This is a genomic window from Pseudomonas sp. GW821-FHT03C07, assembly GCF_059420925.1.
Window position 1 is genome coordinate 267,376 of the sequence record NZ_JBWKUQ010000007.1, and the last position, 12,914, is coordinate 280,289.

Annotated in this window: 12 protein-coding genes and 2 pseudogenes; 6 read left to right on the forward strand and 8 right to left on the reverse strand. The window is 62.9% G+C overall.

Features of this window, described 5'->3' with window-relative positions:
• Nucleotides 1-88: 88 nt before the first annotated feature.
• Nucleotides 89-2,830, reverse strand: a complete 2,742-nt coding sequence (acnA, locus tag AC07VG_RS16635; RefSeq protein WP_495021552.1) for an aconitate hydratase AcnA — start codon at nt 2,828-2,830, stop codon at nt 89-91.
• Nucleotides 2,831-3,032: 202 nt separating this feature from the next.
• Here acnA and rlmM point away from each other — a divergent pair, with 202 nt between their 5' ends.
• Both rlmM and tusA read left to right on the forward strand, forming a co-directional pair.
• Nucleotides 3,033-4,100 carry a 23S rRNA (cytidine(2498)-2'-O)-methyltransferase RlmM gene (gene rlmM / locus AC07VG_RS16640; protein ID WP_495021553.1) on the forward strand — a complete coding sequence of 356 codons (1,068 nt, stop codon included), beginning with the start codon at nt 3,033-3,035 and terminating at the stop codon, nt 4,098-4,100.
• A 26-nt stretch (nt 4,101-4,126) separates the two neighbouring features.
• Entirely contained in the window at nt 4,127-4,378 is a 252-nt protein-coding gene (gene tusA, locus AC07VG_RS16645; RefSeq protein ID WP_248796663.1) for a sulfurtransferase TusA, read from the forward strand.
• Nucleotides 4,379-4,465: 87 nt separating this feature from the next.
• Here tusA and AC07VG_RS16650 read toward each other — a convergent pair whose 3' ends face one another.
• A complete protein-coding gene (locus AC07VG_RS16650) occupies nt 4,466-5,878 on the reverse strand; it encodes an MATE family efflux transporter (protein WP_495001600.1) in 1,413 nt (470 codons plus the stop codon).
• Between the two features lie 184 nt (nt 5,879-6,062).
• Here AC07VG_RS16650 and pdxB point away from each other — a divergent pair, with 184 nt between their 5' ends.
• Nucleotides 6,063-7,205, forward strand: coding sequence for a 4-phosphoerythronate dehydrogenase PdxB (pdxB, locus tag AC07VG_RS16655; RefSeq protein ID WP_495001601.1), 1,143 nt, complete (start codon nt 6,063-6,065; stop codon nt 7,203-7,205).
• 212 nt (nt 7,206-7,417) lie between these two features.
• On the opposite strand, the gene AC07VG_RS16660 is transcribed toward pdxB, so the two are convergent.
• Nucleotides 7,418-7,591 carry a PA1571 family protein gene (locus tag AC07VG_RS16660; RefSeq protein ID WP_495001602.1) on the reverse strand — a complete coding sequence of 58 codons (174 nt, stop codon included), beginning with the start codon at nt 7,589-7,591 and terminating at the stop codon, nt 7,418-7,420.
• Between the two features lie 263 nt (nt 7,592-7,854).
• Here AC07VG_RS16660 and AC07VG_RS16665 point away from each other — a divergent pair, with 263 nt between their 5' ends.
• Nucleotides 7,855-9,648, forward strand: a complete 1,794-nt coding sequence (locus AC07VG_RS16665) for an ABC transporter transmembrane domain-containing protein (RefSeq protein ID WP_495021554.1) — start codon at nt 7,855-7,857, stop codon at nt 9,646-9,648.
• Nucleotides 9,649-9,739: 91 nt separating this feature from the next.
• Here AC07VG_RS16665 and ppnP read toward each other — a convergent pair whose 3' ends face one another.
• The 5 genes and pseudogenes from ppnP to AC07VG_RS16690 form a co-directional block, all read right to left on the reverse strand.
• Nucleotides 9,740-10,021, reverse strand: a complete 282-nt coding sequence (gene ppnP, locus AC07VG_RS16670; protein WP_495001604.1) for a pyrimidine/purine nucleoside phosphorylase — start codon at nt 10,019-10,021, stop codon at nt 9,740-9,742.
• A 64-nt stretch (nt 10,022-10,085) separates the two neighbouring features.
• The gene (locus tag AC07VG_RS16675; RefSeq protein WP_495021555.1) at nt 10,086-10,265 is read right to left on the reverse strand and encodes a glycine zipper domain-containing protein; all 180 of its coding nucleotides are present in this window, start codon (nt 10,263-10,265) and stop codon (nt 10,086-10,088) included.
• Between the two features lie 13 nt (nt 10,266-10,278).
• On the reverse strand, nt 10,279-10,821 hold the full coding sequence (locus AC07VG_RS16680) for a 3'-5' exonuclease (protein WP_495004683.1): 543 nt from the start codon (nt 10,819-10,821) through the stop codon (nt 10,279-10,281).
• A gap of 69 nt (nt 10,822-10,890) precedes the next feature.
• Nucleotides 10,891-11,010: pseudogene (locus AC07VG_RS16685) on the reverse strand (biotin/lipoyl-containing protein); the annotation flags it as partial.
• Nucleotides 11,005-11,157 (reverse strand): annotated as a pseudogene (locus AC07VG_RS16690) (acyl-CoA dehydrogenase); the annotation flags it as partial. The pseudogenes AC07VG_RS16685 and AC07VG_RS16690, both read right to left, overlap by 6 nt.
• A 116-nt stretch (nt 11,158-11,273) precedes the next feature.
• Here AC07VG_RS16690 and AC07VG_RS16695 point away from each other — a divergent pair.
• Nucleotides 11,274-11,897 carry a TetR/AcrR family transcriptional regulator gene (locus AC07VG_RS16695; RefSeq protein WP_495004687.1) on the forward strand — a complete coding sequence of 208 codons (624 nt, stop codon included), beginning with the start codon at nt 11,274-11,276 and terminating at the stop codon, nt 11,895-11,897.
• Between the two features lie 98 nt (nt 11,898-11,995).
• A complete protein-coding gene (locus AC07VG_RS16700; protein WP_495004682.1) occupies nt 11,996-12,805 on the forward strand; it encodes a substrate-binding periplasmic protein in 810 nt (269 codons plus the stop codon).
• The last annotated feature ends 109 nt before the right edge of the window (nt 12,806-12,914 follow it).

The following is a 12,914-nucleotide window of genomic DNA, read 5'->3' on the forward strand; positions in this document are numbered from 1 at the left end:
AATTGGCACCTGAGTACCACACTTGTCCCCCCCACATAAAAGCACCGGCCGGGGCCGGTGCTTTATCAGACGACTTGCGGTGCGCCGATCAGGACGCGATCAACTGCCGCAAGACATAATGCAGAATCCCCCCGGCCTTGAAGTATTCCACTTCGTTCAAGGTATCGATCCGGCACAGCACCTCGATTTTCTCCTGGCTGCCGTCCTCACGGGTCAGGGTCAGCGTCAGGTTCATTCGCGGTTGCAGGTCGGCGCCGCTCAGCCCGCTGATATTCAAGGTTTCCTTGCCGGTGAGCTGCAGGCTCTTGCGGTTCTGGTCGAGCTTGAACTGCAACGGCAGCACGCCCATGCCCACCAGGTTGGAACGGTGGATACGCTCGAAACTCTCGGCGATCACCGCCTTGACCCCCAGCAGGTTGGTGCCCTTGGCGGCCCAGTCACGGCTCGAGCCGGTGCCGTACTCCTGGCCGGCAATCACCACCAGTGGTGTCCCTTCGCGCTGATAGCGCATGGCCGCGTCATAGATCGGCAGCTTCTCGCCGGACGGTACATGGAGAGTATTGCCACCTTCCTCGCCGCCGAGCATTTCATTGCGGATGCGGATATTGGCGAAGGTGCCGCGCATCATCACTTGGTGATTGCCGCGACGTGAGCCGTAGGAGTTGAAGTCCCGCGGCTCCACGCCTTGTTCGCGCAGATAACGGCCGGCCGGGCTGTCGGCCTTGATATTGCCGGCGGGGGAGATGTGGTCGGTGGTCACCGAGTCGCCGAGCAGGGCCAGTACCCGTGCGCCCTGGATATCTTCGATGACCGGCAGAGGCCCGGCAATATCGTCGAAGAACGGTGGATGCTGGATATAGGTCGAATCCTTCTGCCAGACATAGGTGGCGGCCTGTGGCACTGCAATCGCCTGCCACTGCGCGTCGCCAGCGAAGACTTCGGCATACTCCTTGTGGAACATGGCGGTATCGACCTGGGCCACCGCGTCGGCGATTTCCTTCTGACTGGGCCAGATATCCCGCAGGTACACCGGCTTGCCGTCCTGGTCTTCACCCAGCGGCTCGCGGCTGATATCGATGCGCACGCTGCCGGCCAGGGCGTAGGCCACCACCAGCGGCGGCGAGGCCAGCCAGTTGGTCTTCACCAGCGGATGCACCCGGCCCTCGAAGTTGCGGTTGCCGGACAGCACCGAGGCGACAGTGAGGTCGGACTGGGTAATGGCTTTTTCAATCGGCTCGGGCAACGGCCCGGAGTTGCCGATGCAGGTGGTGCAGCCATAGCCCACCAGGGCGAAGCCCAGTTCGTCGAGGTAGCGGGTCAGGCCGGCGGCCTTGTAGTAGTCGGTCACCACCTTGGAGCCGGGGGCCAGGGAACTCTTGACCCAGGGTTTGCGTTTGAGGCCTTTTTCCACGGCTTTTTTCGCCACCAGGCCGGCGGCCATCATCACGCTGGGGTTGGAGGTGTTGGTGCAGGAGGTGATAGCGGCGATGACCACGGCGCCATTCTTCAGCCGGTAGGTCTGGCCCTCGTAGTTATAGTCGGCCTCTCCGACCATATCCGCATTGCCCACCGCGACACCGCCGCCGCCTTCGCTTTCCAGCCGGCTTTCGTCCTTGTGCGCCGGTTTGAATTGCAGCGCCATGAAGTCGCTGAAGGCTTGCGCGACGTCCGGCAGCGATACCCGGTCCTGCGGGCGCTTGGGCCCGGCCAGGCTGGCGGCGACACTGGCCATGTCCAGGGCCAGGCTGTCGCTGAAGGCCGGTTCATGGCCCGGCAGCCGCCACAGGCCCTGGACCTTGCTGTAGGCTTCCACCAGTTGCACGGTTTCGCTCGGCCGGCCGGACAGGCGCAGGTAATCCAGCGTCACCTCGTCCACCGGGAAAAAACCACAGGTGGCGCCGTATTCCGGAGCCATGTTGGCGATGGTCGCGCGGTCCGCCAGGGGCAGTTCGGCCAGGCCGTCGCCGTAGAACTCGACAAATTTGCCGACCACGCCTTTCTTGCGCAGCATCTGGGTCACGGTCAGCACCAGATCGGTGGCGGTGATGCCTTCCTTGAGCTTGCCGGTGAGCTTGAAGCCGATCACCTCGGGAATCAGCATCGACACTGGCTGGCCGAGCATCGCCGCTTCCGCCTCGATGCCACCGACACCCCAGCCGAGCACGCCGAGGCCATTGATCATGGTGGTGTGGGAGTCGGTGCCGACCAGGGTATCGGGGAAGGCGTAGGTGTGGCCGTCCTCATCCTTGGTCCAGACGGTACGGCCGAGGTACTCGAGGTTGACCTGGTGGCAGATCCCGGTACCCGGCGGCACCACGCTGAAATTGTCGAAGGCGCTCTGGCCCCAGCGCAGGAAGGCGTAGCGTTCGCCGTTGCGCTGCATTTCGATATCGACGTTCTGGCCGAAAGCCGCCGCAGTGGCGAATTTGTCGACCATCACCGAATGGTCGATCACCAGGTCGACGGGGGAGAGCGGGTTGATCCGCTGCGGATCGCCGCCGGCCTTGGCCACGGCGGCGCGCATGGCGGCCAGGTCGACCACCGCCGGCACCCCGGTAAAGTCCTGCATCAGCACCCGGGCCGGGCGGTACTGGATTTCCCGGTCGGAGCTGCGGGTCTTGAGCCAGGCGGCGATGGCCTTGAGGTCGGCGCCGGTGACGGTCTTGCCGTCTTCCCAGCGCAGCAGGTTTTCCAGCAGGACCTTGAGCGACATCGGCAACTTGTCCAGGTTGCCGAGGGACTTGGCGGCCTCCGGGAGACTGAAGTAGTGATAGGTCTTGGCGCCTACCTTCAGGGTTTTAAGGGTTTTCAGGCTATCGAGGGAAGACATGAAATGACTCCTTGAGGCCCGCACGGCACGGGCCGGGTGGAACGAACAGAGCCTTAAACCTAGCTCCGATTGGGAAAACTGGCTAATTACTGGACTCTATGGGCAGGTCCAAGGTTCCGAACTCGGCTATGATGCGCCGGTTTGTGGTGAGGGGGCATTCCGACAAGCCCCCTCGCCACAGCGGCGACCCAGGAGTTATCCAATGAACACCCTCTTTATGCATTGCCGGCCCGGCTTCGAAGGCGAAGTCTGCTCGGAGATTTCCGAGCACGCCGCGCGCCTGGACGTCCCGGGCTATGCCAAGGCCAAGACCAACAGCGCCTGCGCCGAATTCGTCTGCAGCGATGACGACGGCGCGCGCCGGTTGATGGCCGGCTTGCGTTTCGCCGAACTGATTTTTCCCCGGCAATGGGCACGTGGACGTTTTATCGACCTGCCGGAAACCGATCGCATCAGCGTGATCCTCGCTGAGCTGGCGGCGTGGCCGACCGTTGGCAGCCTCTGGCTGGAAGTGGTCGATACCAACGACGGCAAGGAACTGTCGAACTTCTGCAAGAAGTTCGAAGGTCCGCTGCGCAAGGCCCTGACCCAGGCCGGCAAGCTGCAGGAGGACGCGTACAAGCCGCGGTTGCTACTGACCTTCAAGAGTGGTCGGGAAGTTTTCCTCGGCCTGGCCGAGGCGGACAATTCGGCGATGTGGCCGATGGGCATTCCCCGGCTCAAGTTCCCCCGGAGCGCGCCGAGCCGCTCGACCCTCAAGCTGGAAGAGGCCTGGCACCACTTTATCCCCCGCGACCAGTGGGACGAACGCCTGCACGGCGACATGACCGGCGTCGACCTCGGTGCCGCGCCCGGTGGTTGGACCTGGCAACTGGTCAACCGGGGCATGCTGGTGACCGCCATCGACAACGGCCCCATGGCCGAAAGCCTGATGGATACCGGCCTGGTCCAGCACCTGATGGCCGACGGTTTCACCTTCAAGCCGAAACAGCCGGTGGACTGGATGGTCTGCGATATCGTCGAGAAACCGGCGCGTAACGCCGCCTTGCTGGAAACCTGGATCGGCGAGGGGCATTGCCGCGAGGCGGTGGTCAACCTCAAATTGCCGATGAAGCAGCGCTACGCCGAAGTCCGGCGTTTGCTCGAGCGTATCGAAGAGGGCTTCAAGGCTCGTGGGATCAGGGTGGCCATCGGATGCAAGCAGCTGTACCACGACCGTGAGGAAGTGACCTGCCACCTGCGTCGACTGGATGTGAAAAAAGCTAGATAATGCCGGCCTGGTTTCAGGAGTGAAGCATGACCCAACCCCACGACCCCGCCGTTGACGGCACCCTCGACGCCACCGGGCTCAATTGCCCGGAGCCGGTGATGATGTTGCACCAGCACATTCGCGATCTGCCGCCGGGTGGCCTGCTCAAGGTAATCGCCACCGACCCGTCGACCCGTCGCGATATTCCCAAGTTCTGCGTGTTCCTTGATCACGAACTGGTGGAACAGCGCGAAGAGGCCGGTACCTACCTGTACTGGATTCGCAAGAAGCTCGATTAGGAACGCGAAGCGCTTGTTGTGGGAGCGGAGCTTGCCCGCGAAGCTCTTGGCGGCCTTGAGGGCCCCTTCGCGGGCAAGCCCATCCAATTACAGAGACCGCGCCGAATGCATCCGGATCCGCCTGCGCGCACTGCGCACCAGGCGGATCGAGAGCATCACTGCTGCGCACGATAACCCCACGATCAAACCCTGCCACAGCCCGCTCGGACCACTGGGCGCGCCCAGCCAGTCGGTCAGGCCGAGGGCGTAGCCCACCGGCAAACCGATACCCCAATAGGCGAACAGCGTCAGGAGCATGGTCACCCGGGTGTCCTGGTAGCCGCGTAACGCCCCGGCTGCCGTGACCTGGATCACGTCCGATATCTGGAACAGCGCCGAATACACGATCAGCATGGTCGCCACCTGGATCACCCGCGGATCATGGGTGTAGACGGTCGCCAGGTGCTCACGGAACAGCAGCATCAGGCTCGCCGACATACAGCCATAGGCCAGCGCCGTGGCCACTCCAACCCCAGCGGTGAAGCGCGCTTCACGGGGTTGCTCGCGGCCCAGGGCCTGGCCGACCCGTACGGTGATGGCCATGCTCAGGGAATAGGGGATCATGAATACCAGCGAACTGATGTTCAGGGCGATCTGGTGCCCGGCCACCACCGTGGCGCCGAGGCTGCCGATCAGCAGGGCGATCACCGAGAAGATACTGGCCTCGGCGAACACCGCGATGCCGATGGGCAGGCCGATGTCCAGCAGACGTTTGATCACCGCCCACTGCGGCCAGTCGAAATGACTGAACAACTGGCTCGGTCGATAGACCTTGGCCCAGCGTACCCAGCCGGCCATGCCGAACAGCATGCACCACATCACGATCGCCGTGGCCCAGCCGCAGCCGGGTCCGCCCATGGCCGGCACGCCGAGGTGCCCATAGATGAACACGTAGTTCAGTGGAATATTCAGTGCCAGCCCACAGAGGCCCAGGACCATGCTCGGGCGGGTGCGGCCCATGCCGTCGCTGCAGCAACGCAGCACGTGATAGAGCGCCACTGTCGGCAGGCCGCTGCCGATGCCGCGCAGGTAGTCCATGCACGGGCCGATCAGTTCGGGGTCGACCTTCATCAGGTGCAGGACTGGCTCGGCGTTGTAGAGGATCACGCCTGCCGCCAGGCCCACCACCAGAGCCAGCCACAGGGCCTGGCGCACCAGTGGGCCGATCTCGGCGGGGGTTCCGGCACCATAACGCTGGGCGACCTTGGGCGTGGTTGCCAACAGGATGCCGGTCATCAGCAGGAACACCGGCACCCAGATCGAGTTGCCCAGCGCCACCGCCGCCAGATCGCGCGGGCTGACCCGGCCGGCCATCACCGCGTCAACGAAGCCCATGGCGGTATGCGCCAGCTGGGCAATGATGATCGGCAGGGCCAGGCCCAGCAGGTTGCGCAGTTCCAGGCGGACCCGGGCCGGGCGACTCAGGGGTGGGCTGTCAGGTGTTGCAGTGAGGCTGTTCACCGATGAGGTATCCAGGTATGACGCGAAAAACCGCCGATTCTACCTGTTGACGCAAGGGTCAGGAAATGCCCGATTGTAGACACTTTGTAAGGTCCTGCTCACAGGAAGGTGCAGCGGGTTGATGCTTGGCTGGCTCTCGGACGCTGACTGCGCCTACACTGCGCCCTTGCCCAAGGAGCCTGCCATGCTGATTGTTGCCGACGAAAATATCCCTTTGATCGATGCCTTCTTTGCCGGTTTCGGCGAGATCCGCCGTTTGCCGGGCCGTGGCATCGACCGGGCGGCGGTGGCCGAGGCGGATGTCTTGCTGGTGCGTTCGGTGACCCAGGTCAGCCGCGAGTTGCTCGAAGGCAGCCCGGTACGCTTCGTCGGTACCTGCACCATCGGCACCGATCACCTGGACCTGGACTACTTTGAACAGGCCGGTATTCACTGGTCCAGCGCCCCCGGTTGCAATGCCCGCGGGGTGGTCGATTATGTGCTGGGTAGCCTGCTGACCCTGGCGGAAATCGAAGGCGCCGACCTGACTGCGCGCACCTATGGGGTGATCGGCGCGGGTGAAGTCGGCGGGCGGCTGATCAAGGTCCTGCGGGGGCTGGGCTGGAAGGTCCTGGTCTGCGACCCGCCGCGTCAGGCGGCCGAGGGGGGCGACTATGTCAGCCTCGAGCAGATCATCGAGCAGTGCGATGTGATCAGCCTGCACACGCCCTTGACCCGCACGGGCGCGCAGCCCACCTGGCACTTGCTGGATCGCCAGCGCCTGGAGCAGCTCAAGCCCGGCACCTGGCTGATCAATGCCGCGCGGGGCCCGGTGGTAGATAACGCCGCTCTGCGCGAAGTGCTGCTGGCCCGTGACGACCTGCAGGCGGTGCTGGATGTCTGGGAGGCGGAACCGCAAGTGGATGTCGCCCTGGCCGATTTGTGCGTGCTGGGCTCGCCGCATATCGCCGGTTACAGCCTCGACGGCAAGCAACGCGGGACCGCGCAGATCTACCAGGCGTTCTGCGCCTTCCTGGGACAGACCGCCGAGGTCCGTCTCGAGGATTTGTTGCCCGAGCCCTGGTTGGCGCAGGTCACTCTCAATGCCGGCAGCGACCCGGCCTGGGCGATGGCGATGATCTGTCGTGGTGTCTACGACCCGCGGCGTGACGATGCGGATTTGCGCCGCAGCCTGACCGGCAGCGTGGCCGAGCAGAAAGTCGCGTTCGACCTGCTGCGCAAAAACTACCCCGAACGTCGGGAAATCGAAGGCTTGCCGGTGAAGATCAACGGCGACGATGAAGTGCTGCGCAAGCTGGTGCTGGCCCTGGGGGCTGTGCTGGTGTAGGTGAAATACCGCTGCTCTTCGTAGGAGCCGGCTTGCCGGCGATGAGGTCCTTGAGGCAAGCATCGTCAGTGAGGCCACCATCGCCGGCAAGCCGGCTCCCACAAGTCTGCGTATCACCGCAAAGTACCCTGTTGCCTCGGTCCCCGTAGGCGCGCATCACCCAGGCAGAAAAAACCCGGCAACAAGGCCGGGTCAAGGGGGAGTTCGGGCTGTCAGTCTTGCTCGGCAGGCTTGACCAAGCGCTGTTCCAGTTCGCGGCAGGCGTTCTGGATCATTTCTTCGGTGATCGGTACTTCACGACCCTGGGCGTCGATAATCGCGCACCCCAACTTCTGGGGGCAGGGACGAATCACCGGAATCTGGTTGCTGCTGTTTTGCAAGTCCATGGCCTGTCTCCTCGCGCAGGTTTCGTCATCAGGTTCATTTAGAGATTATAAGCGTCGCATGACCAGCCTGTTACAACAGGCACAAGCAAGGCGACGGCATCAGTGCAACAGAAACCGTTCGTCACCGCCAGAGAGGCTTTAGACCAATACTTTCTAGGGATTAGCATGCACGGTCATAATTAATCCGATTGATTGCGTTTTGCACAAGTTCCTTCCCGGTTCGGTGTAGGCTCTGTCCTCATCGCCTAACGGATTCCTTGCCAATGCTCTCTGCACGCCATCGCCGCGCCATTCGCCTGGCCAGTCGTTTTGTCGCCCCTTATCGCTGGCAGGCGCTTGGTGCCCTGGTAGCGCTGATCGTCACCGCCGGCATCACCCTATCCATGGGCCAGGGCATCCGTCTGCTGGTGGACAAGGGTTTGATGACCCAGTCGCCGCAGTTGCTCAACCAGTCCATCGGCTTGTTCATGCTGCTGGTCCTGGGCCTGGCGGTGGGCACCTTCGCGCGCTTCTACCTGGTGTCCTGGATCGGCGAGCGGGTGGTGGCGGATATTCGCCGGCAGGTGTTCAACCACCTGATCTACCTGCATCCGGGGTTCTACGAGAACAACCGCAGTTCGGAGATCCAGTCGCGCCTGACCGCCGACACCACGCTGTTGCAATCGGTGATCGGCTCGTCGCTCTCACTGTTTCTGCGTAATGCCTTGATGGTCATTGGCGGGGTGGTGCTGCTGTTTATCACCAACCCCAAGCTCACCAGCATAGTGGTGGTCGCCCTGCCGCTGGTGCTGGCGCCGATCCTGATCTTCGGCCGCCGGGTGCGCGGCCTGTCGCGCCTGAGCCAGGATCGGATTGCCGATGTTGGTAGCTACGTCAGCGAAACCCTTGGTCAGATCAAGACCGTGCAGGCCTACAACCATCAGGTTCAGGACCAACAGCGCTTTGCCGTGACCGTCGAGCAGGCCTTTGAGACAGCCCGCAAGCGCATTGTGCAACGGGCCTGGCTGATTACCCTGGTGATCGTCCTGGTGCTGGGCGCGGTGGCGGTGATGCTCTGGGTCGGTGGCATGGATGTGATGGCCGGGAAGATTTCCGGTGGCGAACTGGCGGCTTTTGTCTTCTACAGCCTGATTGTCGGCAGCGCCTTCGGTACCCTCAGCGAGGTGATCGGTGAGTTGCAGCGGGCGGCCGGGGCGGGGGAGCGGATCGGCGAGCTATTGCAGTCGAGCAATGAAATTACCGCGCCGGTCGGTGGTGGGGTGAAGTTGGCCGAACGGGTCAGCGGTAACCTGGTGCTGGAGAATCTGCGCTTCAGCTACCCCTCGCGCCCGGACAGCCATGCCATCGACGGTCTGAACCTGACGGTCAGGGCCGGGGAAACCCTGGCCCTGGTCGGCCCGTCGGGGGCGGGTAAGTCCACCGTGTTCGACCTGTTGCTGCGCTTCTACGACCCACAACAGGGACGCCTGCTGCTCGACGGCCAGGCCTTGACCGAACTGGACCCGCAGGACCTGCGCCGCTGTTTTGCGCTGGTTTCGCAAAGCCCGGCGCTGTTTTTCGGCAGCGTCGAGGAAAATATCCGCTATGGCAACCCGGCGGCCAGCGACGCCCAGGTCCACGCGGCGGCGCGTATCGCCCATGCCCACGAGTTTATCGAGCAAATGCCCGATGGCTACCGCACGCACCTGGGGGATGGCGGCCTGGGGCTGTCCGGCGGCCAGCGACAACGCCTGGCGATTGCCCGGGCGTTGTTGGTGGACGCGCCGATCCTGCTGCTGGACGAAGCCACCAGCGCCCTCGATGCCCAGAGCGAACACTTGATCCAGGAAGCGCTGCCAAGCCTGATGCAGGGCCGCACCACCCTGGTGATCGCCCACCGCCTGGCCACGGTGCAGAACGCCGACCGGATCGCGGTGATGGATCAGGGCAAGCTGGTGGCGATTGGTACCCACGCCGAGTTGATCGCGAGCAACCCGCTGTATGCGCGGTTGGCGGCGTTGCAGTTCAATGCGCGGGGCGCGGAATTCGTCCCGGGGGACGCGGCGACTGAAGCTTGACCGACCCAGTAACCGTCTAAGTAACCGACCAAGTAGCACTCCATAAAAAACGGCGCCCGCAGGCGCCGTTCTGGTGTCATATCGCCCGGTTTCAGCGGTATTCGCACAGGTAAGCTGTGTCCACGGCGACTTTCAGTTGGAACTTGCTGTTGGCCGGCACGTTGAACTGGCTGCCGGTTTCGAAGGTTTCCCAGGTGTTGCTGTCGGGCAGTTTGACGGTCAGGGAGCCGGAGATCACGTGCATGATCTCGCGCTGGGCGGTACCGAACTCGTATTCGCCCGCGGCCATCACGCCGATGGTGGCGGCGCCTTCGGCTTGTGCGAAGGCAATCGACTTGACGGTGCCGTCGAAGTACTCGTTGACTTTAAACATGGGCGATTCCTCGAAATGAGCTGAAAAATTTGGCCGATCAGTATGCCCAAGGCGTTTTGCCTCGTCACCTGTTGAAAAAGGTGTTGCAGATTTCGTCAGCGACGGGGGCCCTGTGGGAGCGGAGCTTGCCCGCGAAGCTCTTGGCGGTCTTGAGGGCCCTTTCGCGGGCAAGCTCCGCTCCCACAAGTGCTCCCACAAGTGCTCCCACAAGTGCTCCCACAAGTGCTCCCACAAGTGCTCCCACCGGGAAGGTGTGTTTAGTTCGGCAGGCTCAACGGCAGCAGGCGCGCGGTGTTGCGTGCATCCTCCAGCGCCCGGTGCTGCTGACCGTTGAATTGCAACCCGGCCAGTTGCAAGGCGCCGTTCAGGCCCAGCGGCCGTTCCAGGCGCCGCGCCTTGGCGAAGCGCTGCTTGAGGTTGATATGCGGCACCTGGCCCAGGGCGCTGGACAAGCCCAGTTGCCGCCAGTCCTGCTCCAACTGCCGGCGGTCGTAGTCGCCCCAACTGGCCCAGCCTTCCAGCTGGGCCTGATGCCGGCCCAACCAGCGTTCGAACAGCGGCCAGACCTCGCCCAGTGGCGCGGCACTGTCGATCTGGGCCTGGCTGATATGGGTCAGTTCGCGGCAGAACAGGGTCAACAACGGTCGGCGCAGCGGCCTGACAAAACGCTGGAAGTGGTCCAGCTCGCGGCCTTCACGGTTGACCAGGGTGGCGCCGATTTCGATGATTTCCATCTCGGCCACCGGCCAGCCCCCATCATCCGTTGTGGCTTCCAGATCAATCACCAGCCAGTGGGGCATCTCAAGCTCCGAATACAGCATCCTAGTCGGACACAAGCGTAGCCAAAGGCGCTTGATCCGCCTAGCGGCTTATTCGACTTCCAGCAGGATCTGGCGGTTTTTTACCTGATCGCCGTGGACAACCCGTAGCCGCCGGACCACGCCAGCCACCCCGGCCTTGAGTGGATGCTCGATTTTCATCACCTCCAGCCCCTTGATCATGTTTGCCGCGCCGAACAGCCGCTCCTCCTGGAACTGCAACATCTGCATCATGAAGCCCACGCCTTCCTGGCCGATGCGGTTGCGCTGGGGGACCGGCACGTTGTCGAAAAACACCTGGGCGGTTTGTAAGTCCCGTCGGTCGGTTTACCCCAAGCGCTTGCTTGGCTGTCCTTGTGGGCTTAAATTGCGCGCAACCACCCTTCTACAGTGGGCAGGGAGGTGGGATGCAGCAGAGTCATGAGGAAAAAGCCGTGAACGAGCAACAAGCCCAGCGCGTCATGCGCGACCTGGTCAGCGCCGGGCAACTGACCGATCCGGACAGTGCCCGCGGCAAGCTGCTGCAGACCGCGGCCCATCTGTTTCGCAACAAGGGTTTCGACCGCACCACGGTGCGCGATCTGGCCAGTGCCATCGGCATTCAGTCCGGCAGCCTGTTCCATCACTTCAAAAGCAAGGATGAAATCCTGCGTGCGGTGATGGAGGAGACTATTGTCTATAACACCGCCCTGATGCGCGCGTCGCTGGCCGAAGCCGGCAGCCTGCGCGAACGGGTGCTGGCGCTGATCCGCTGTGAGTTGCAGTCGATCATGGGGGGCACTGGTGAAGCCATGGCGGTGCTGGTCTATGAATGGCGCTCATTGTCCGAGCAAGGGCAGGCCAAGGTCCTGGCGTTGCGCGATCTCTACGAGCAGATCTGGCTCCAGGTGCTGGGCGAAGCCCACGATGCCGGCTATATCAAGGGCGACGTGTTTATCACCCGGCGCTTCCTGACCGGCGCCTTGTCCTGGACCACCACCTGGTTTCGCCCCCAGGGCAGCCTGACGCTGGATCAACTGGCCGAAGAGGCGTTGATGTTGATTCTCAAAGACTCATGAGATTGCTGCGCAAGTCATTAATTAACGGGCGGAAAGTTGTCTAAGTTGGGAAAACCGCCTAGTTTGATGTAACGATTTTTCTCCTGAGGTGTGTGCCTTTGAACGTCCTGCCAGCGCGCACGGTTTCCCTGATCCTGTTGTTGGCGCTCTCGGCGCTGGTGGTCCTGCCGGTTTCGGCGGCCCAACTGGTTCGAATCGGCGCCGCGCATTTCCCGCCCTACACCATCCGACCCGAGCAGGGTGCTGATACCGGTCTGTTGCCGCAACTGGCCGAGGCTTTGAACAAGCTGCAGAGCGACTACCAATTCAGCCTGGTGCCGACCTCGATTCCGCGCCGCTTCGGCGATCTGCAGCAGGGCCGGACTGACATGGCGATTTTCGAGAATCCGGCCTGGGGTTGGCAGGAGATCCCGCACACCGCGGTGGACATGGGCCTGGAGGATGCCGAGGTGTTTGTCGCCGAGCGCGAGCCGGGCCGCGACGAAAGCTATTTTGCCGATCTCAAGGGCAAGCGCCTGGCCCTGTTCAGCGGTTATCACTATGAGTTCGCCAACTTCAACGCCGAGCCCAAGTTCCTCGCCGACACCTACAACGCCACCCTGACCTACTCCCATGATGCCAACCTGCTGATGGTGCTGCGCGGGCGGGCCGATATCGCTCTGGTAACCCGTTCCTACCTGTCCGATTACCTGATCCGCAACCCGGATGTGGCCAAGGAACTGTTGATCTCCGAGCGTATCGATCAGGTCTATCACCACTACGCGATCCTGCGTCCGCAGGCGCCCATCAGCAGCGAGGCCTTCGGCAAACTGTTGCAGCGCCTGCACGACAACGGCGAACTGCTGAAAATTTTCCAGCCCTATCGCATCACGGTGATGCCGGTGGCGGCTCCGGTGGCGGGTCAATAACCCCCTAGCTGGCTTGCCAGCGATGACGCCTGGAGATCAATGCCGAACTCAGGGGGCTTATCGCCGGCAAGCCGGCTCCTACAGGTACGGTGTTTCGGTGCAAAAAATG

Excerpts from the sequence above, each read along its gene's own strand:
- AC07VG_RS16660 (WP_495001602.1), bottom strand. The coding sequence starts at position 7,591 with ATGGACTTGCAAAACAGCAGCAACCAGATTCCGGTGATTCGTCCCTGC.
- rlmM (WP_495021553.1), top strand. The coding sequence starts at position 3,033 with ATGAACACCCTCTTTATGCATTGCCGGCCCGGCTTCGAAGGCGAAGTC.
- tusA (WP_248796663.1), top strand. The coding sequence starts at position 4,127 with ATGACCCAACCCCACGACCCCGCCGTTGACGGCACCCTCGACGCCACC.
- acnA (WP_495021552.1), bottom strand. The coding sequence starts at position 2,830 with ATGTCTTCCCTCGATAGCCTGAAAACCCTTAAAACCCTGAAGGTAGGC.
- ppnP (WP_495001604.1), bottom strand. The coding sequence starts at position 10,021 with ATGTTTAAAGTCAACGAGTACTTCGACGGCACCGTCAAGTCGATTGCC.
- AC07VG_RS16680 (WP_495004683.1), bottom strand. The coding sequence starts at position 10,821 with ATGCCCCACTGGCTGGTGATTGATCTGGAAGCCACAACGGATGATGGG.
- AC07VG_RS16665 (WP_495021554.1), top strand. The coding sequence starts at position 7,855 with ATGCTCTCTGCACGCCATCGCCGCGCCATTCGCCTGGCCAGTCGTTTT.
- pdxB (WP_495001601.1), top strand. The coding sequence starts at position 6,063 with ATGCTGATTGTTGCCGACGAAAATATCCCTTTGATCGATGCCTTCTTT.